Raw genomic sequence first — 17,963 nt, 5'->3', positions numbered from 1 at the left:
GCCACGCTGTGCCGGTGCGTGAGCAACTTGACACCGATGAATGTGACATCGACCCGTGGCGGGGTCAAGGGGCCCTCCCAGCCTGTGGATAACTCCGGATCATGGTCTTCGCCGACGCCCGACGCCCGACGCCCGACGCCCCGCGTCCGCCCGACCCGCGTCCGCCCGGCCCGTCCCCTACGGGGTCCTCCGACCTGAGGGGGACCGACCCAAGCACCTGAGAGGTATGCGGCCGGTGCGGAAACCGGCGCCGCGTCTGACGCGGACGCGACGATCGGCTCATAGCGTCGAAGCGTGACTGTGATCGCGATCGAAAGCCTCAGCAAGCGGTTCCCGCGGGTGACCGCCCTGGACCGGCTGACCGTCGGCATCGAGCCGGGGGTCACCGGCCTGGTGGGCGCCAACGGAGCCGGAAAGTCCACCCTCATCAAGATCCTGCTCGGGCTGTCCCCCGCCAGCGAAGGCACCGCGTCCGTGCTCGGCATGGATGTGGCCACCCAGGGCGGCGCGATCCGGGAGCGGGTGGGGTACATGCCCGAGCACGACTGTCTGCCTCCGGACGTGTCCGCCACCGAGTTCGTCGTCCACATGGCGCGCATGTCGGGGCTGCCGGCGACCGCGGCTCGGGAGCGCACCGCCGACACGCTGCGCCACGTCGGCCTCTACGAGGAGCGCTACCGGCCGATGGGCGGTTACTCGACGGGCATGAAGCAGCGCGTCAAGCTCGCGCAGGCGCTCGTGCACGACCCACGGCTCGTGCTCCTCGACGAGCCGACCAACGGACTCGACCCCGTAGGCCGCGACGAGATGCTCGGCCTGATCCGCCGCGTGCACACCGATTTCGGGATCTCCGTGCTGGTGACCTCGCACCTGCTGGGCGAGTTGGAGCGCACCAGCGACCACATCGTCGTCATCGACGGCGGCAAGCTGCTGCGCTCCTCCTCCACCGCCGAGTTCACCCAGCGCACCGCAGTGCTGGCCGTCGAGGTCACCGACACCGACGAACACCCCGACGGCACCGCGGCTCTGCGTACCGCCCTTCGGAAGGCCGGGCTGGTTCCGCACGAGCCGGCACCCGACAGCGCCATGGCACCAGGCGCCGGGCATTTGGTCACCCTCGACATCGGCGGTGAGGCCCAGGGCGCGGACGAATCGGTCTTCGACACCGTGCGGGACACCGCGGCCGAGCTCGGCCTGGGGCTGGTCCGCATGGAGCAGCGCAGGCACCAGATCTCCGAGGTCTTCACGGAAAGGAGCGCCGGCGATGTCGCCTGACCGCACCCCCGCGCACCCCACGACCGCCCCCGCGCACGGCCAGGCCACCACTGCCGGACGCGGCCAGGACGTCATCCACAACATCGGCTACCGCGGTTACGAGGGCCCCCGGCTGGGCCGCTCCTACGCCCGGCGTGCCCTGTTCACCCAGTCGCTGCGCGGCTCCTACGGGCTGGGTCGCTCGGCGAAGTCCAAGGTGCTGCCGATGCTGCTGTTCGCGGCGGTGTGCGTACCGGCCGCCATCCTGGTGGCGGTCGCGGCCCTCACCAAGAGCAAGGAGCTGGAGGTCGGATACGCGGAGTACGTGCTGCTGATGCAGCCGTTGCTGGGCATCTATCTGGCCGCTGCCGCACCACAGGCCATCTCCATGGACCTGCGCTTCAAGACGACGCCGCTCTACTTCTCCCGCCCCATGGAGCGCAGCGACTACGTGGCCGCCAAGTACGCGGCCCTCTCCGCGGCGCTCTTCCTGTTCACTGCCGTGCCCGTACTGATCATGTACGTCGGCGCCCTGCTGGTGAAGCTCGACTTCGGCGACCAGACCAAGGGAGCAGTCCAAGGCCTCGTCTTCTGCGCACTGTTCGCCCTGCTGCACGCCGCCATCGCCGCCTGGATCGCCGCGCTCACCCCGCGGCGCGGCTTCGGCATCGCCGCCATCATCGTCGCGATCACGGTGCCGTACTTCCTCATCACGGCGCTCCAGGGGATCGCCCTCACCTCCGACAACAGCGGTGCCATCGGCTGGCTCGGGCTGGGGTCGCCCGGGACGCTGCTGGACGGCATCCAGAGCAGGTTCCTGGACGGCCGCTCCGGCTTCCCGGACGCGCAGACCCTCACCGGTACCCAGGGCGCCGTCTATCTCGTCGTCTTCGTCGCGCTGGTCGCCTGCTTCTACGCCCTCCTGCTGCGCCGCTACCGAAAGGCCGGGCTGTGACCTCCCGCCCGTCGCCCGCCACCACCCTGCGAAGGATAGGGCTGCGCCCATGAGCACTCTTTCTATCGACCGCGTCTCCCGCTGGTTCGGAAACGTCGTCGCGGTCAACGACATCACCATGGACATCGGCCCCGGGGTCACCGGCCTCCTCGGCCCCAACGGTGCCGGCAAATCCACGCTCATCCACATGATGGGCGGCTTCCTGGCACCCTCCAACGGCACCGTCTCCCTGGAGCCCTCGCCCGGTCCCGAGGGCAGGCCGACGGTGGCGGCGCCGATCTGGCGCAACGAGGACTCCTACCGGCACATCGGCCTGGTCCCCGAACGCGAGGGGATGTACGACTTCCTCACGGGCCACGAGTTCGTCCTGGCCAACGCCGAACTGCACGGCCTGCCCGATCCGCGCGCAGCGGCTGCCGAGGCTCTTTCGACGGTCGAGATGGAGTACGCGCAGGACCGGCGTATCTCCACCTACTCCAAGGGCATGCGACAGCGCGTGAAAATGGCCTCCGCACTGGTGCACCATCCCTCGGTGCTGCTGCTGGACGAGCCGTTCAACGGGATGGACCCGCGCCAGCGCATGCACCTGATGGAACTGCTGCGCAAGATGGGCGACGAGGGCCGCACCGTGCTGTTCTCCTCGCACATCCTGGAGGAGGTCGAACAGCTCGCCTCCCACATCGAGGTCATCGTCGCCGGGCGGCACGCCGCCAGTGGTGACTTCCGCAAGATCCGCCGTCTGATGACCGACCGCCCGCACCGCTATCTGGTGCGCTCCAGCGACGACCGGCGGCTGGCCGCCGCGCTCATCGCGGACTCCTCCACGGCGGGTATCGAGGTGGACAAGGCCGAGGAGGCGCTGCGCATCCAGGCCGTCGACTTCACCCGCTTCACCACGCTGCTGCCCCGCATCGCACGGGAGCACGGCATCCGGCTCTACACCGTCTCGCCCTCCGACGAGTCCCTGGAGAGCGTCTTCTCGTACCTCGTCGCGGCCTGAGCGGCGGAAAGGAGCTGACCAGATGTACAACCCGACGGTCGCGCGGCTCACCTATCGCGCGCTACTCGGCCGCCGTCGTGCGCTCATCCTGTGTGCGCTGCCGGCACTGCTGCTCGTCGTGGCCGTCGCCGTACGCGCCATGAACGGCGCCGACGACGCGGTCACCAGCGAACTGCTGGGCGGCTTCGCGCTCGCCACGCTGGTGCCGCTGATCGGTGTGATCGCCGGCACGGGCGCCATCGGACCCGAGATCGACGACGGATCGGTCGTCTATCTGCTCTCCAAGCCGGTCTCCCGCACCTCTGTCATCGTCACCAAGCTGGTGGTCGCCACCGGTACGACAGCCGTGTTCTCGGCTGTGCCGGTGCTCGTTGCCGGCTTCGTCCTGAACGGCAACAGCCAGCAGATCGCCGTCGCCTACGCACTCGCCGCGGTGGTCGCCTCCATCGCCTACAGCGCACTGTTCCTGCTGCTGGGCACGGTCAGCAGGCACGCCGTCGTCATCGGTCTGGTGTACGCGCTGATCTGGGAGGCGCTCATCGGCAGCCTGGTGCCGGGCGCCAAGACGCTCAGCGTGCAGCAGTGGGCCCTCGCGCTCGCCGAGAAGGTCGCGGGCAGCGGCGCGGACGTCAGTTCGTCGGTGGGGCTTCCCGCGGCGCTGGTGCTCATCGTGGTCGTCACGGTGGGCGGCACCCTCTTCGCGGGGCAGAAGCTGCGCACGCTGACGCTGGCGGGGGAGGAGTAGGCCGCACCGGACGGGAGGACAGAAGCGGGTGGGCGCGAGCATTCGCTCCCACCCGCTGGACGTTGCGTCGGTTCCGGCTCGACGCCATCCCCTCGGTGCGCCGTAGCACTCAGTGGGCCGTACCGCCGATCCTGCGGTCCCTGCCCGCACCCAGACCCAGCAGCACCAGACCAGCGCACACGCACAGCAGCAGCACGATCGGCACCGTCCAGCCGCCGGTCACCTGATGCACCGCACCCAGCACCACAGGGCCGGCGGCAGCCAGCAGATAGCCCCACGTCTGCGCCATGCCGGACAGCCGTGCCGCAGTGTGCGCGTCACCGGAGCGCAGCACCATCAGCGTGAGCGCCATGCCGAGCGCACCGCCCTGACCCAGCCCCAGCAGTGTCGCCCACAACCAGGCGCCGGCCACCGGAGCCACCAGCAGCCCCGCGATTCCGGCAGCCATGAACAGTGCCACTGTCGTGCACAGCAGTCGCTGTCTGCGCATCCGCCCGGCCAGCGTCGGCACCACGAACGAACCGCCCATCTGCACCAGCGTGCTGAACGCGAAGACCAGCCCGGCGCTCGCCCTGCTCATCCCGTGGTCGGTGAAGACGGTCGGCAGCCAGGCGATGGTCACGTACGCGATCAACGACTGCGAGCCCATGAACAGCGTGATCTGCCAGGCCAGCGCGGACCGGGTCAGTCGGGCCGCCGATCCGTGCGCCGAAGCCGATCCGTGCGCCGGAGCGGGGCCGGGGGCCGGTACGGCAGCGGCCTGGCCGTGCCGCACTCCGCGCCGTGAGAGGAGGGCCTGGGGCAGCCAGACGCAGGCCGCGAGCGCGGCCAGCAGCGCCCAGGAGACCAGTGAACCGCGCCAGCCGCCCAGCGCGTGCTCCAGCGGCACGGCAGCGGCGGCCGAGACGGTCGCGCCCAGGATCATCGCGGTCGAGTAGAGGGCCGTCATACCGGCCGCCTTCTCCGGGAAGTCCCGCTTGATCAGGCCGGGCATCAGCACGTTCAGCAGCGCGATGCCCGAACCGACCACCGCGCATCCCGCGAACAGCGCGACCATCGGCGGTGCGATGCGCAGCGCTATCCCGCCCGCCAGCAGCAGGAGCGCACCGAGCAGCACGGTCTCGGTGCCCCACCGGCGCGCCAGCTTCGGGGCGAGCGGTGAGACGACGCCCATGAAGATCAGCGGAATCGTGGTGACCAGGCTGCTGAGCGTCGACGTCATACCGAAGTCGTCGCTGATCTCCCCCAGGACGGGCGAGACACCGGCGAGCGCGGCACGCATGTTGAGCGAGGCGAGGACGATGCCGACGAGCAGCAGCAGTGGATGCGACCGCAGCCTTCTCCGCGCAGCCGCCACGGAGGGTGCGGGCGCCAGATCCTCCTCGGCGTCGATCAGTTCGACCTTGAGAAGCTCCTCGGTGGAGAGCCCTTCCTCGGAAGACGAGGGGCGCGGGGACGGGGGCATGAAGGTGGTGCCTTTCTCGACGAACAGGGTGGTGCGAGGGACGGGCGAGGGCTCAGCCGCCGCTCGGCGAGCCGGCCGCACTGCCGGCCTCCCCGGGCAGTCCTGCGTCTCCGGGCTGTGCGCTCTCGCCGTCGCCGGTGCCCAGCAGTGCCTCCACGGCCCGCTTCGGCTTGGCGAGCAGCGCTCTCGCGGCGCGTTCGGCGGTCTGCGGATCGCCGGTCGCGATGGCGTCCACGAGGTCGTGGTGGTCGGTCTCGTGGATCCGGGGCATGTGGTGGTCGTGCAGCGAGGCGACCAGTGCGTCCCGCACCGAGCTGCTGAACCAGGCGTACGTCGCACTCAGCGCTGCGTTGTGCGCGGCGTCCACGACGGCGATGTGGAACTCGATGTCGTGCTCCGCGTACAGCTCGTACTGCCCGTGCGTGGGCCGGCCCTGGCTGTCGCGGAAGGCCGCCTGTGCGGCGAGCGCGGCGCGCATCCGCTCCAGGTCCGCGGGCTGGTGCCGGAGAGCCGCCAGGCGGGCGCCCTCGGCCTCCAGGGCGATCCGCAGCTCCAGCACGTCCCGTACGTCGGCGCGCTGCACCCCTCGGACGATCTCGCCGGGGTCGGCGGTGGCCACGACGAAGGTGCCCTCGCCCTGCCGTGAGCGCAGCATTCCGGCGTGCACCAGCACGCGGACCGCCTCACGGACGGTGTTCCGCCCGACCTGGAGCTGCTCGGCCAGTGCGTGCTCCGTCGGAATGCGCTCGCCGACCGGCCACTCGCCCGCTGCGAGCTGAGCCCGCAGTTCACCGACGACGGTGTCGACGAGCGACTGCCGTCCCGCAGCCCGCAGTGCCATGTCTACCGCTCCTTCAGCCCTTCAGTGCCCTCCCGGGATATTCGCCCGGTTGCCCAGTCATCCTACAACTCTCTCGGACGGCACTCTCAGCAGGTGGAAGGAGCTCAGCTGACGGAAGGCTCCCGGCTGTCAGCAGACGGAGGTGAGGGCGCGCAGCAGTGCTCCGGTGTGCAGGCTGTCGAAATGCCGTTCCCGAGCCGCACGGGTGCCGCGCGTCGCAAGCTGTGCGGCGCACGACGGGTGGTCGCGCGCCGGGGCAGCCGCAGCCAGCGCGTTCAGCAGGCGGCTGGTCAGCCGGTCCAGCGCGGGCCGCACCTGTATGGCCAGGTCCGGCTGCTCGGTGGGGCGCTCGGCCGGGTGCGCCGCCCAGCGGGCGTGCAGGCCGCGCTGGACCCGCTTCCCGGCCGCCATCTGGTCGCGGAAGACCGCCTCGGCCCAGCGGGCGCCCAGACCGTGCTCGGCGGACTGCTTCGCCACGTCCTCCAGCACCGCACGCTCACGTACCGGGTCGTCGATCGGTTTCCCCGTCCCGTACTTCGCGGCGGCCACGACATCCGCCAGTGCCAGCCGCTCGGCGGAGACATCGGCGACCAGGTCCGGACCGGTGGCCAGGTGCGGGTGCTCGACCGCCGCTGTCGGCCCCGCCGGGGTGCCGAACGCGAGTGCGGCAGCGCACACAGCGGCTGCCACCACACGGGCCCCGCTCTTCACCACCGCGCTCCTCGCTCTGTGCCGCACGCGGCAGCGCTGCCGGCGCCGCACCAGTAGACGCCGCACCAGTATCTGTCGGGCGGTGCCCCGGCCCGGTACGACAAGCCGGGACACCCCCTGCATCTCCCTTTCTCGGGGAGCCGTTCGGAGAACCGCTCATCCCGAGAGACGGCTCAGGACTCCATGCGCGACTCCGGGGGAGTCGGACCGGCGCCCACGGCGCGGACGACACCTCGTAGTTCCTCGCGCATGGCGCGCATGTCCTCGCCCATGTCGGCGAGCCGCTGACTCATCGCGCACACCACCTGCTCGGTGCGCTCCGTGCGGCGTTCGGTCTCCGCCAGCCGGTGGTCCATGCGTTCGACCCGCGTGGAGATGCGGCCGATGACCGGTGCCAGCTCCTGCAGTACGGTGCCGAGTTCGGCATCGGCCGCCTCCAGGTTGCCGACCCGGCGGTCGAGCGACCCGTAACCGGCAGCCAGGGTGCGGACCGTCTGCCGCAGCTCTTCCGCCGACTGCCGCACCGCCTCCACCCCGGGGTGAGCACGGGCGACCTCCTCGACGTCGAGGAGGTACGCACGGACCCGCTGAGCGACCGCACTGTCGCGCAGCAGCAACGCCACATTGAGGACGGCACGGCGGCTGAAGACGGTGAGCCCACTGCGCCGCTGTGGATAACCGCTGCCCGGCTCGGATGAGACTGACAACGTGTCGGTCTGATATGCGTGCAGGTCAGCGCCTCGCAGGACAGTCATTCCGTTGTTGATGAGCTCTTCGCGGTGCCGTTCGGTGAGCTTTTCCACAGTCTTCACGGGCACTTCGAAGTAGTTGGCCACATCCCGGGTGGTGGCCTGTGCAGCGCCTGTGGAAAACGCCAACGCCTTCACCTTGTCGAGGACTTCGACCCTGTGCGTCATACCGGAGCGCGCACTGCGCGACTCCAAAAGAACGGAATCGGTGTACATGGCAGACCCTCCTGGGCCCTGGTTTTCGGACATGTCTGGGGAGACCCCGATCACCTGGGGGTCGTCAGGTGTCCGTATCCAGGAGCCAGGAGCGGAGATCAGCTCATGTCTTCCCCGTACTGCACCACCGGCAGGAGCCCTCGATGCCCTCCTTCGGGCGACTCCCGACCGGCCACCACCACTTCACACACTCTCGACGTCACGCTCGCCAGTCGTCTCCGCGCAAGGAGTACAACGATGCGACAGTCGTACGGTTACGCGAATCGGGTGGTGCGGGAGTTCTCCTCCCGCACCACCCGGCCTCGCCCCGTATCGCCGAACTGGCCCTCAGCCGCGACCGGCGCCGGTGTCCCACAGGTTGAACCGGAACAGCCCCTGTGGGTCGTACTCGGCCTTCAGGTGCGCCAGCCGCGCAGCCACCTCGTCCGCGTACGCGGCCCGTGCGGTGCCCTGGTCCTGCGGGCCGTGCAGGAAGTTGGTGCTCCGCCCGAGCGCCCGGTCACCCACCGGAGCCAGCACCCGTTCGTGCAGGGCGCGCACCACGTCCTCGCCCGGGTCCGACACCGGGGAGAGCACGTACAGCAGGTAGCCCGCGTCCCGGTAGGACACCGCGTTCGGCACCTGCGGCGCACGGGAGAAGGCTCCGCCCAGATGGCGCATGCTCAGCACGCACATCGCCTCGGCCGACGGCCCGGCAGCTGTCAGAACGGACCGCAGCGCACTGTCGCTCAGCCCCTCGGGGCCCAGCAGCACGTTGGCGCTGCGGTAGGAGTGCGGTGTGTCCGGCTCGCTGAAGACCGACGCGCACTCCTCGTACGGCAGCTCCCGCACTTCGTCCACCAGGAGCGAGCCGATGTCCCGCAGCGGCTCCACCAGTCGTTCACCCTCGTCCCGCGACCCGCTGAAGGCGAGATGCACCTGGGCCAGATAGCGGCCCCGCAAAGGCGCGGGAACGCCGGGCACGTCCGGCATCGGCAGCAGTGTCACCGCGGAGGTCAGCTCGTCGGGTACCGACTCCGTCCATTTCTGCCAGACCCGCAGCACCTCTTCCGCGACCAGGCCCCCGTCGAAGACGAGCCGTCCGCCGAAGATGCGTTCCACCGGCACGAGCTCGATCTCCAGCCCGGTCACGACTCCGAGACCGCCGCCGCCCCCGCGCAGTCCCCAGAACAGTTCCGGGTCGCTCCGGGCCGTCACCTGGCGCAGCCGGGCGTCGGCCGTCACGATGTCGATGCGCCGGACGTGGTCCGCGGCGTAGCCGAACTCCCGCCCCAGCAGCCCCACGCCGCCGCCCAGCGCGTACGAGACGACACCGACGCCCGGGGCCGAGCCGTTGACCGGTGCCAGTCCGTGCCGCGCCGCCTGCGCCACCAGGTCGCCCGCGCGGACGCCCGCCTGGATCCAGGCGGTACGTGCTGTCGGGTCGATCCGGACGTCCGTCATGTGACGCGTGCTCACCAACACGCCCCCGCGCGCCGGTGCGCCCAGGCCGTGCCCGGTCGCCTGTACGGCCAGCGGCAGCCCGTGCTGCCGAGCGTGGTCGACCGCCGCCCGTACGTCCTGGGGTGTGCGCGCCGCGACGACCACGTCAGGGCGGTGCCCGTCCCCGGTCTGGAAACCGGCGCACTCCTGCTCGTACTGCTCGTCCCCGGGGACGAGGACACTGCCGCGCACCGCGTCACGCAGCGCACCCGGTGCCGCTGCCCGTGCCCCGTCCGACTTCCCCGCCATGCTGCTGTCTCCTGTGCTCGTACGATCCGTTCCTGATCCGGCTCACTGCTGTGCCGCGTCAGGTCCCTGCCACTGCGGGTCCCGCCCCAGCCAGGCGGCGAGCTGGGTACTGGTGTCGGCACCCTCCGGGGCCTGCCGCGCCTCGGCGAAGGGCAACTGCTCCCGATCGTTCGCGGGCAGCGCCTGCCGTGCGGTGCCCAGTGCGAACCGGGCCACCTCCTCGTCCAGCTCGCCCGTCCAGCCGATGGCCCGTGCCAGGTCCCAGGTGTGGCCGACCGTCTCCATCACCGAGCCCGCGAGGGCGATCCGGCCCGGCATCCGGCCCCAGGGCACCGTGACGACGGAGTCCATGACCTCGTCGCCCTCCCAGGCGCTGATCATCTGCTTGCGGCTGTCCTCGTAGAGTTCCGGCCACTGCTCGGCAGCTACGTCGGCCGTCCACTCGGGCACGTCGGGGCCCTTGCCCTCGCTGCCCTCGGGGACGGTCGCGATCCTGCGCGCGGCGCTGACCAGGTGGCCGAGCAGGTCCCGTACGTCGTACTCGGCGCACGGCGTGGGGTTGTCGAGCTGCTCGGGCCGGACGGCGGCGATCAGCGTGACCAACTGTGCGCTGGCGCGGGCGTACAGGGGACGGGGGTCGGGGATCTCGGGCGTGCTGTTCACAGTCACTCCTCGGTGCGCGGCAGGCTCCGGCTGTACGGAGCCGCTGGTGGCTTCGACTGAGGAGAGTGTGCCGGGAAAACTTGACATATTCCGTCAACTTTTCTGGTGCACTGTGGACGAGTGAAATCCGACCGCCTGCTGGCCATCCTGTTGCTCCTCCAGACGCGCGGGCGCGTCCCCGCGGACGAGCTGGCGGCGGAGCTGGAAGTCTCCACGCGGACCATCTACCGGGACGTGGAGGCACTGTCGGCCGCCGGGGTGCCCGTGTACGCGGAACGCGGGCGGCACGGTGGCATCACACTGCTGCCCGGCTATCGCACCGATGTGAGCGGCCTGACCAGCGACGAGGCCCGCGCGCTGTTCATCCTGGCCGCACAGGGCGCGCACTCGGCACTGGGGCTCGACAGTGCGCTGGTTTCCGCGCTCCGCAAGGTGATGGCCGCGCTTCCCGCCCCGCACCGCCCGGTCGCCGAACTGACCAGCCGTCGCATCCTCGTCGACCCCGACCGGTGGCTGAACGGGCCCCGCGCCGAGGTCGAACTGGAAGTGCTGCACACCGCCGTCTTCACCGACCGCAGGCTGCGGCTCCGCTACCGGCACAGCGGCGAGAGCCGGCTGCGCTCCTACACAGTCGATCCGTACGGCCTCGTCAGCAAAGCCGGCGTCTGGTACCTGGTCGCCGACCGGCGCCGCTCCCCCGCCCTCTTCCGTGTCGACCGGATCGCCTCGGCGAGTGTGCTGGAGGAGCAGGTACGGCGCCGCGACGGGGCGGAACTCGCCGACGTCTGGCAGACGCTGCGCCGCCGCGTCGAGGACCGGCCCAGACGGGTGCTGGTGACCGCACGGGTGCACCGCTCCCGGTTCGACATGTTCACCCGGATCGTCGGGCCGACCCTGATCGGAACACTCGGCCAGGAGGAGAGGCAGGAGGGACAGGAGGAATGGGTCACTGTCCGCCTCGCCTTCTCCGTCCTCGCCGGTGTCGCGATGCTTCTCCAGTTCGGCCCCTGGGTGGAGGTTCTCGATCCTCCCGAGGCCATCGATCTCCTCCTGCTCCGCGCCGACGAGGTGGCGGCGCTGTACCGGCCGCGGGGCGGCTCCGCAGCGCCCTACGAGCCCGAGGAGTGAACCGGCCGCCGGGCGTCACCCTCTACATGCCCGGCAGCGCCCAGCACGCCCCCGGCGGCAACCTCGTCCCCGTCAGCGTCCGCCTGCCCGGGTCCGTCCGCCTGCCCGGCTGCTGCTTCATGCCCGGACGGGCGTCCGGGCTCGGCCGGGTGGTGCTCGGTCGCCGCCCGGCCCCGTACGAACAGCAGTACGGCGACCCCGGCCACCAGTGCGGTGACTCCGCAGATCACGAAGATCCGGTCGAGGCCGGCTGCGAACGCCTCCCTCGTGAGCTGCGTCGGCACCCCGACCTCCCTGGCGCGTCCACCGCCTGCGGCCTCGGCCGCCGCCGACGGCACCCCGTGGCCGGTCAGCACCTCGTGCACCCGGGAGGCGAAGACAGTGCCGAGTACGGCGATCCCGAGGGCGTAGCCCAGCTGACGGAAGGTGTTCACCGCGCCGCTGGCGACTCCCGCCCGCTCGGGCGGTACGGCCCCCAGGGCCGCGGAGATCAGCACGGTGAGCGCCATTCCCACGCCGATCCCGATCAGTACGAATCCGGGCAGCAGCGCCGTCCAGGAGGAACCCGGTGCCACCAGCGTCTCGGCCAGTGCCCCGAGACCGATCACCAGGACGCCGACACCCAGCGGGTACTGCGGTCGCATCCGCTGCAGCCGTCCCCCGAAGACGCTCGCGACCAGGAAGGAGACAACCGCCATCGACAGTGCGGCCAGCCCGGCGCGCAGGGGGCTCATACCCAGCACCGACTGCATCCACAGTGCGCTGTAGACGAAGTGGGCGAACGCCGCGGCCTGCGTCAGCAGCGCGGTCCCCATGAGGACGGCGAAGGAGCGGTTGCGCAGCAGTGCGAGGTCCAGCAGCGGTGCCGGGCCCGATCGCTCACCCCGCGCGTGTGCCGCGCCGCGCACGTGTTCCACCAGTACGAACCCCGCCCCGGTGGCCATGGCCCCCAGCAGGGCCCAGACCGCCAGGCGGTCGCTCCACCCCGCGTCGCCGCCGCGCACCAGTCCGTACGTCAGCGCGGTGGCGCTCAGTGTGAACAGCACGGCACCCGCCCAGTCGACCCGCGCACCTGCCCGCCGGGGAGCGCGGGACTCGCGCACCGTGCGGAAGGTGATCCACAGGGCCACCAGTGTCAGCGGCACGTTGACGAAGAAGATGGCGCGCCAGTTGACGTACTCGGTCAGCACCCCGCCCAGCGCCAGCCCGCACCCGGCCGCCGCTCCGTTGACGGCTCCCCATACGCCGAACGCGACTCCTCGGTCCCGGCCCTGGTAGGTGGCCGTGATCAGCGGGGCGTTCGCCGCGAAGACCGCGGCCGCTCCCGCGCCCTGGACCGCCCGCGCCGCGATCAATGTGCCGGCGTCCGGCGCGAGCCCGCACGCCAGTGACGCCAGCCCGAACAGCGCCAGCCCGCAGACGAAGACCCGGCGTCTGCCGTGCAGGTCGGCCAGCGAGCCGGTCACCAGCAGCAGTGCGGCCAGTGCGACGGCATAGATGTCCACGACCCACTGCAGGGAGGTGAACGAGGCGTCCAGTGAGGTGGCCATCCGGGGCAGTGCGGTGTTCACGATGGTCACGTCGATCAGCAGCATGAACGCACCGAGGGACAGACCGGCCAGCGGCCACCACTTGCCGTGTTGTGTGTGCTTGTCACTCATGCCGCCAGATTCCGAGTCCTGCTCCCTGTGCCCCAGCCGGCGGCGGAAAGACGGAGCATTTCGACATCATGTACCGTTCCGACGGTGCGAACCGACATCCGTCACCATGCCGGCAGGAACGCCAGGACGCTCCCGCCCCCGGACGACCTCGACCGGCAGATCGCACACGCGCTGCAACTCGACGGCCGGGCCGCCTTCTCCCACATCGCCGAGGTCCTGGGCGTCTCCGACCAGACGGTTGCCCGCCGCTGGGCCAAGCTGCGTGCCGGCCGCAGCATGCGGGTCCTGGGCCTCACGGAGCCGATGGTGCTGGGCGAGACCGTGTGGCTCGTCCGCGTCTCGACCACCCCCGACGCCGCCGTCCCGCTGGCCGAGGCCCTGGCACGCCGTACGGACACCGCGTGGGTGGGGCTGATGGCGGGCGGTACGGAGGTCAGCGCGGTCGCCCGGTCGAGCACCGAATGGTCGCGGGAGGGAGGCGGCGAGGCGCTGCTGCTGCGCGAACTGCCGCGTACGCCTCGCTTGCTCGCCGTACACGCCTACTGTCAGCTGCACCAGTACTTCGGCGGCGCCAAGGGGCTCATCCTCAAGTCCGGGATGCTCTCACCCGCACAGGTCGCGCAGCTCTCCCCGCCCGAGCCCGTCCCGCCCGACGAGCCGGTCCAGCTCACCGCCGACGACCACAAGCTGCTCACCGCCCTCGCGCAGGACGGCCGCACACCGGTGCCCGACCTGGCGGCCGCGACCGGCTGGTCGCTCTCGACGGTGCGGCGGCGGATGGCGGAGCTGCGTGCCACCGGAACGCTCTACTTCGACGTCGACTACGGACCGCACCTCTTCGACCAGGGGCTGCGGGCGGCCGTGTGGCTTTCCGTACGGCCCTCCGAGCTGCACGCGACCGGTCAGGCGCTGGCCGCGCATCCGGAGGTGGCGTTCGCCTGCGCGACCACGGGACCCGCCAATGTGTTCCTGACGGTCGTCTGCCGGGACGCGGCGGCGCTGTACGCCTATGTGACCGGGCCGCTGGCCCGGCTGCCGGGCGTACGGGACTTCGAGACGTACCCGATGGTCCGCAGCCTGAAGGGGCCAGGGCCCTTCGTGAGCGGCTTGCACTGACCCTGCGGGGCCCGCGAGGGCTGCCGGATCACTGGGCGGCGGCCAGCCGCTCCAGCACCAGCGCGATACCGTCCTCGTCGTTGGAGGCGGTCACCTCGTCGGCGACGGTCAGCAGCTCCTCGTGTGCGTTCTCCATGGCGACGCCCCGACCGGCCCAGGCGAACATGGGGAGGTCGTTGGGCATGTCGCCGAAGGCGATGGTCTCCGCGGCGCGGATCTTGAGTCGGCGGGCCGCCAGGGCGAGCCCTTTGGCCTTGGTGAGGCCCAGCGGCAGCAGTTCGACGATGCCTTCGCCGGCCATCACCACACCCACCAGGTCGCCGACGGCGGCACGTGCGGCCTTCGCCAACTCGTCGTCGTCCAGTTGCCCGTGCTGGATGTACAGCTTGTTCAGCGGTTGCCGCCAGATGGTCTCGCGGTTCTCGAACGGAACGTAGGGCAGCGGCCCGTCGTGGACGCGGTAGCCCGGCCCCGCCAGCACCTCACCGTCCACACCGTCGCGGGAGGCGGCCACCGCGACGGTGCCGACCTCCTTCTCCAGTCGCAGGAGTGCCTGTTCGGCGACCCGCCTGTCGAGTGTGACGGACGTCAGCAGCCGACCGGAACCCGCGTCGTAGACCTGGGCGCCCTGTGCGCACACCGCCAGCCCGCGGTAGCCGAGGTTCGCCAGTATCTGCTTCGTCCACGGCACCGCCCGCCCTGTGACGACGATGTGGGCGGCACCCCGCGCGGTGGCGGCGTCCAGCGCGGCACGGGTGCGCTCGGAGACGGTGTCGTCGGAGCGCAGCAGTGTGCCGTCCAGATCGGTGGCGATCAGCCGGTACGGAAACGCTGCCGGGCCGGAAGAGCCGGACGGGACGGCCGGTGACGCGCTCACTTGGCGACCGGCTCCAGCGCCTCACGGCCGCCCAGGTACGGCCGTAGCACCGGCGGCACCCACACCGAGCCGTCCTCCTGCTGGTGGTTCTCCAGCAGCGCCACGATGGTGCGCGGTACGGCGCACAGCGTGCCGTTCAGCGTCGCCAGCGGCTTCACCCGCTTGCCGTCGCGCATCCGGATCGACAGCCGGCGCGACTGGAACTCGGTGCAGTCCGAGGTGGAGGTCAGCTCGCGGTACTTGCCCTGGGTGGGGATCCACGCCTCGCAGTCGAACTTGCGCGCCGCCGAGGACCCCAGGTCGCCGGTGGCCACATCGATCACCTGGAACGGCAGCTCCAGGCTCGTCAGCCACTGCTTCTCCCACTGGAGCAGCCTGCGGTGCTCGGCCTGGGACTCCTCGGGGTCGATGTAGGAGAACATCTCCACCTTGTCGAACTGGTGGACGCGGAAGATGCCCCGGGTGTCCTTGCCGTAGGAGCCGGCCTCGCGCCGGAAGCAGGGCGAGAAGGCGGCGTAGCGCAGCGGCAGCCGGTCGGCTTCGATGATCTCGTCCATGTGATACCCCGCCAGCGCCACCTCCGAGGTGCCCACGAGGTACATGTCGTCCTTGTCCAGGCGGTAGACGTCCTGCGCGGCCTGGCCCAGGAAGCCGGTGCCTTCCATCGCCTGCGGCTTGACCAGCGCGGGCGTCAGCATCGGCGTGAAACCCGCCTCGGTCGCCTGCGCGACGGCCGCGTTGACCAGGGCGAGCTCCAGCAGCGCCCCGACGCCGGTGAGGAAGTAGAAGCGCGAGCCCGACACCTTGGCACCGCGCTCGACGTCGATGGCGCCGAGTTTCTGGCCCAGCTCCAGGTGGTCCTTGGGCTCGAAGCCCTCGGCTGCGAAGTCGCGGGGCGTGCCGATGGTCTCCAGGACGGTGAAGTCCTCCTCGCCGCCGACCGGCACATCCGGGTGCACCAGGTTGCTGAGCCGGCTCAGCAACCGCTGGGTCTCGGCCGCGGCCTCGTCCTGCTCCGCGTCGGCGGCCTTCACCGCGCTCGCCAGCTCCCCGGCGCGGCGCAGCAGCTCCGCCTTCTCATCGCCCTCCGCCTTGGGGATGAGCTTGCCGAGCTGCTTCTGCTCGGAGCGGAGTTCGTCGAAGCGGACGCTTGAGGACCTGCGCCGTTCATCGGCGGAGAGCACCGCGTCGACGAGGTCGACGTCCTCTCCACGGGCGCGCTGGGAGGCGCGCGCACGGTCGGGGTCCTCACGGAGCAGGCGAAGGTCAATCACCCCGCCAGGGTACCGGTGGCCTCGGAGGGCGCTCGATTCGATATCGCTTTGCAGTGTTTTGTCCGAATTGAGCGTTTTGCAGCTCCGGAAAAAATACTGTTCTCTGGGTTTCTCGTTCTTCCGGTTTTCCGGATTTCCGTGAGCGTCGTACCGGGCCCGGCCGATCCCGCCGGGTCGCGTGGACTGGGCGCACTCGCGGGGGAGTTGAGCAGGGGCTCAACGGCACTTATCCACAGCTGTGGCAGACGCCGGTCGAGTTTTCCACAGGGGGAGAAGTGGTGCTGTGGAAATGAGGGACTTCCGTTCCGGCATCTGTTCGGGCGGCGCAGAATTCCCGGGATAAACCAGAAATACCCACTCAATCGAGGGGGATTGACTCACCCCAAAGAGTTGATCACTGGAATTGTGGTGACGGGGTAGGAGCTGAGGGCTGTGGAGGGAGATGCGGTCTGCATGCCGCTTTGTCGACTGAGTCCGTTTTCCCTGTCGACTTGTGCACAGGTCGCCACCCACCCCTGTGGATAACTTTGCCGAGCCTGTGCACGACGCCCACCCGGCCCCCGACCGACCCCCAACCCGGCCCCCGGCCGGCCCCCACCTGGCCCCCGACAGTCCTCCGGCGTCTCAGTCCCGCCCGTCCAGACACCGCGACAGCCAGTCCGCCGACGCCACGAAGTCCTCGTCCGCCGTGCCCGAGCGCACAGTCGGCGGCTGCTCGTCGGCGCGCGGATACGAGCCCAAAAATCGCACCGCACGGCAGGAGCGCTTCAGCCCCATCAGCACATCCCCGACCCTGCGGTCCTGCACATGACCTTCGCAGTCCACCGAGAAGCAGTACTGCCCGATGCCCTCACCCGTGGGCCGCGACTCGATCCGCATCATGTTGACGCCGCGGGAGGCGTACTCGTGCAGCACCTCCAGCAGCGCACCCGGCTGGTCCCCACGCAGCCAGAAGACGACCGAGGTCTTGTCGGCGCCCGTCGGCGCGGCCGGCCGTCCCGGCTGGCCCAGCAGCACGAACCGGGTCGTGGCGTTCTCCGCGTCGTGGATCCCGGTGACCAGCGGCTCCAGACCATAGGTGGCGGCAGCGAACTCACCCGCGAAGGCGGCGTCGTAACGGCCCTCCTGCACCAGCCGGGCACCGTCCGCGTTGGAGGCCGCCGACTCCCACAGCGCGTCCGGCAGATGCTCCGCCAGCCAGTTGCGCACCTGCGGCTGCGCGACCGGATGCCCGGTGACCGTCTTGACCTCCTCCAGCGGCGTGCCGGGCCGTACCAGCAGCGCGAAAGCGATGGGCAGCAGCACCTCACGGTAGATCATCAACCGTCGGCCGCCGGCCAGCTCGTCCAGAGTGGCGGTGACACCGCCCTCCACCGAGTTCTCGATCGGCACGAACGCCGCCTGCGCCTCCCCGTTCCGTACGGCGTCCAGGGCCGCCGGGACCGACACCATCGGGGTGAGCTGGCGGGTGGCGGCCTCGGGAAGGGTGTGCAGCGCGGCTTCGGTGAAGGTTCCCTCGGGGCCGAGGTAGGTGTAGCGGCTCGCAGGTGACATGCCGCCACGGTAGTCGCGCAGGG

16 protein-coding genes are annotated in these 17,963 nt (G+C 70.7%); 6 read left to right on the top strand and 10 right to left on the bottom strand.

Annotated elements, in window-relative coordinates; all coding sequences use genetic code 11:
• Positions 1-300 precede the first annotated feature (300 nt).
• From JW613_RS03645 to JW613_RS03630, 4 genes are read left to right on the top strand one after another with little or no spacing between them, the layout of a single operon-like run.
• On the top strand, positions 301-1,275 hold the full coding sequence (locus JW613_RS03645) for an ABC transporter ATP-binding protein (RefSeq protein ID WP_372447908.1): 975 nt from the start codon (positions 301-303) through the stop codon (positions 1,273-1,275).
• Positions 1,265-2,209 carry an ABC transporter permease subunit gene (locus JW613_RS03640; RefSeq protein WP_209209273.1) on the top strand — a complete coding sequence of 315 codons (945 nt, stop codon included), beginning with the start codon at positions 1,265-1,267 and terminating at the stop codon, positions 2,207-2,209. The genes JW613_RS03645 and JW613_RS03640 overlap by 11 nt, the downstream gene beginning before the upstream one ends.
• 49 nt (positions 2,210-2,258) lie before the next feature.
• A complete protein-coding gene (locus JW613_RS03635; protein ID WP_209209272.1) occupies positions 2,259-3,209 on the top strand; it encodes an ABC transporter ATP-binding protein in 951 nt (316 codons plus the stop codon).
• Positions 3,210-3,231: 22 nt separating this feature from the next.
• Positions 3,232-3,954, top strand: coding sequence for an ABC transporter permease subunit (locus JW613_RS03630; RefSeq protein WP_209209271.1), 723 nt, complete (start codon positions 3,232-3,234; stop codon positions 3,952-3,954).
• A 109-nt stretch (positions 3,955-4,063) separates the two neighbouring features.
• Here JW613_RS03630 and JW613_RS03625 read toward each other — a convergent pair whose 3' ends face one another.
• The 6 genes from JW613_RS03625 to JW613_RS03600 form a co-directional block, all read right to left on the bottom strand.
• A complete protein-coding gene (locus tag JW613_RS03625; protein ID WP_209209270.1) occupies positions 4,064-5,419 on the bottom strand; it encodes a CynX/NimT family MFS transporter in 1,356 nt (451 codons plus the stop codon).
• A gap of 52 nt (positions 5,420-5,471) precedes the next feature.
• Positions 5,472-6,260, bottom strand: coding sequence for a FadR/GntR family transcriptional regulator (locus JW613_RS03620; RefSeq protein ID WP_245224997.1), 789 nt, complete (start codon positions 6,258-6,260; stop codon positions 5,472-5,474).
• Between the two features lie 129 nt (positions 6,261-6,389).
• Positions 6,390-6,971: a chorismate mutase gene (locus JW613_RS03615; protein ID WP_307865780.1), complete on the bottom strand. Its 582-nt coding sequence runs from the start codon at positions 6,969-6,971 to the stop codon at positions 6,390-6,392.
• Positions 6,972-7,144: 173 nt separating this feature from the next.
• On the bottom strand, positions 7,145-7,990 hold the full coding sequence (locus tag JW613_RS03610) for a hypothetical protein (RefSeq protein WP_307865779.1): 846 nt from the start codon (positions 7,988-7,990) through the stop codon (positions 7,145-7,147).
• A 273-nt stretch (positions 7,991-8,263) separates the two neighbouring features.
• Complete coding sequence (locus tag JW613_RS03605; RefSeq protein WP_209209268.1) at positions 8,264-9,667, bottom strand: FAD-binding oxidoreductase; 1,404 nt, start codon at positions 9,665-9,667, stop codon at positions 8,264-8,266.
• A gap of 42 nt (positions 9,668-9,709) precedes the next feature.
• On the bottom strand, positions 9,710-10,330 hold the full coding sequence (locus tag JW613_RS03600) for a TIGR03086 family metal-binding protein (protein ID WP_307865778.1): 621 nt from the start codon (positions 10,328-10,330) through the stop codon (positions 9,710-9,712).
• Between the two features lie 120 nt (positions 10,331-10,450).
• Here JW613_RS03600 and JW613_RS03595 point away from each other — a divergent pair, with 120 nt between their 5' ends.
• On the top strand, positions 10,451-11,458 hold the full coding sequence (locus JW613_RS03595) for a helix-turn-helix transcriptional regulator (protein WP_209209266.1): 1,008 nt from the start codon (positions 10,451-10,453) through the stop codon (positions 11,456-11,458).
• On the opposite strand, the gene JW613_RS03590 is transcribed toward JW613_RS03595, so the two are convergent.
• Positions 11,440-13,119, bottom strand: coding sequence for an MFS transporter (locus JW613_RS03590; protein WP_209209265.1), 1,680 nt, complete (start codon positions 13,117-13,119; stop codon positions 11,440-11,442). The genes JW613_RS03595 and JW613_RS03590 overlap by 19 nt on opposite strands.
• A gap of 84 nt (positions 13,120-13,203) precedes the next feature.
• On the opposite strand from JW613_RS03590, the gene JW613_RS03585 reads away from it, so the two are divergent.
• Positions 13,204-14,235 carry an Lrp/AsnC family transcriptional regulator gene (locus JW613_RS03585; RefSeq protein ID WP_307865777.1) on the top strand — a complete coding sequence of 344 codons (1,032 nt, stop codon included), beginning with the start codon at positions 13,204-13,206 and terminating at the stop codon, positions 14,233-14,235.
• Between the two features lie 28 nt (positions 14,236-14,263).
• On the opposite strand, the gene JW613_RS03580 is transcribed toward JW613_RS03585, so the two are convergent.
• From JW613_RS03580 to pheA, 3 genes are all read right to left on the bottom strand, one after another.
• Complete coding sequence (locus JW613_RS03580; protein WP_209209264.1) at positions 14,264-15,112, bottom strand: HAD family hydrolase; 849 nt, start codon at positions 15,110-15,112, stop codon at positions 14,264-14,266.
• Positions 15,109-16,386 carry a serine--tRNA ligase gene (serS, locus tag JW613_RS03575; RefSeq protein ID WP_209209263.1) on the bottom strand — a complete coding sequence of 426 codons (1,278 nt, stop codon included), beginning with the start codon at positions 16,384-16,386 and terminating at the stop codon, positions 15,109-15,111. Before serS ends, JW613_RS03580 begins: the two co-directional genes overlap by 4 nt.
• Before the next feature lie 624 nt (positions 16,387-17,010).
• Positions 17,011-17,940 carry a prephenate dehydratase gene (gene pheA, locus JW613_RS03570; protein ID WP_099882675.1) on the bottom strand — a complete coding sequence of 310 codons (930 nt, stop codon included), beginning with the start codon at positions 17,938-17,940 and terminating at the stop codon, positions 17,011-17,013.
• Positions 17,941-17,963 lie beyond the last annotated feature (23 nt).

Origin of the sequence: Streptomyces smyrnaeus (assembly GCF_017676345.1) — a bacterium.
GTDB lineage: Bacteria > Actinomycetota > Actinomycetes > Streptomycetales > Streptomycetaceae > Streptomyces > Streptomyces smyrnaeus.
Note: the sequence above shows the minus strand (reverse complement) of the source record. Positions and strands in the feature narration are given on the sequence as shown.

Excerpts from the sequence above, each read along its gene's own strand:
- JW613_RS03605 (WP_209209268.1), bottom strand. The coding sequence starts at position 9,667 with ATGGCGGGGAAGTCGGACGGGGCACGGGCAGCGGCACCGGGTGCGCTG.
- JW613_RS03630 (WP_209209271.1), top strand. The coding sequence starts at position 3,232 with ATGTACAACCCGACGGTCGCGCGGCTCACCTATCGCGCGCTACTCGGC.
- JW613_RS03620 (WP_245224997.1), bottom strand. The coding sequence starts at position 6,260 with ATGGCACTGCGGGCTGCGGGACGGCAGTCGCTCGTCGACACCGTCGTC.
- JW613_RS03635 (WP_209209272.1), top strand. The coding sequence starts at position 2,259 with ATGAGCACTCTTTCTATCGACCGCGTCTCCCGCTGGTTCGGAAACGTC.
- JW613_RS03625 (WP_209209270.1), bottom strand. The coding sequence starts at position 5,419 with ATGCCCCCGTCCCCGCGCCCCTCGTCTTCCGAGGAAGGGCTCTCCACC.
- pheA (WP_099882675.1), bottom strand. The coding sequence starts at position 17,940 with ATGTCACCTGCGAGCCGCTACACCTACCTCGGCCCCGAGGGAACCTTC.
- JW613_RS03590 (WP_209209265.1), bottom strand. The coding sequence starts at position 13,119 with ATGAGTGACAAGCACACACAACACGGCAAGTGGTGGCCGCTGGCCGGT.
- JW613_RS03640 (WP_209209273.1), top strand. The coding sequence starts at position 1,265 with ATGTCGCCTGACCGCACCCCCGCGCACCCCACGACCGCCCCCGCGCAC.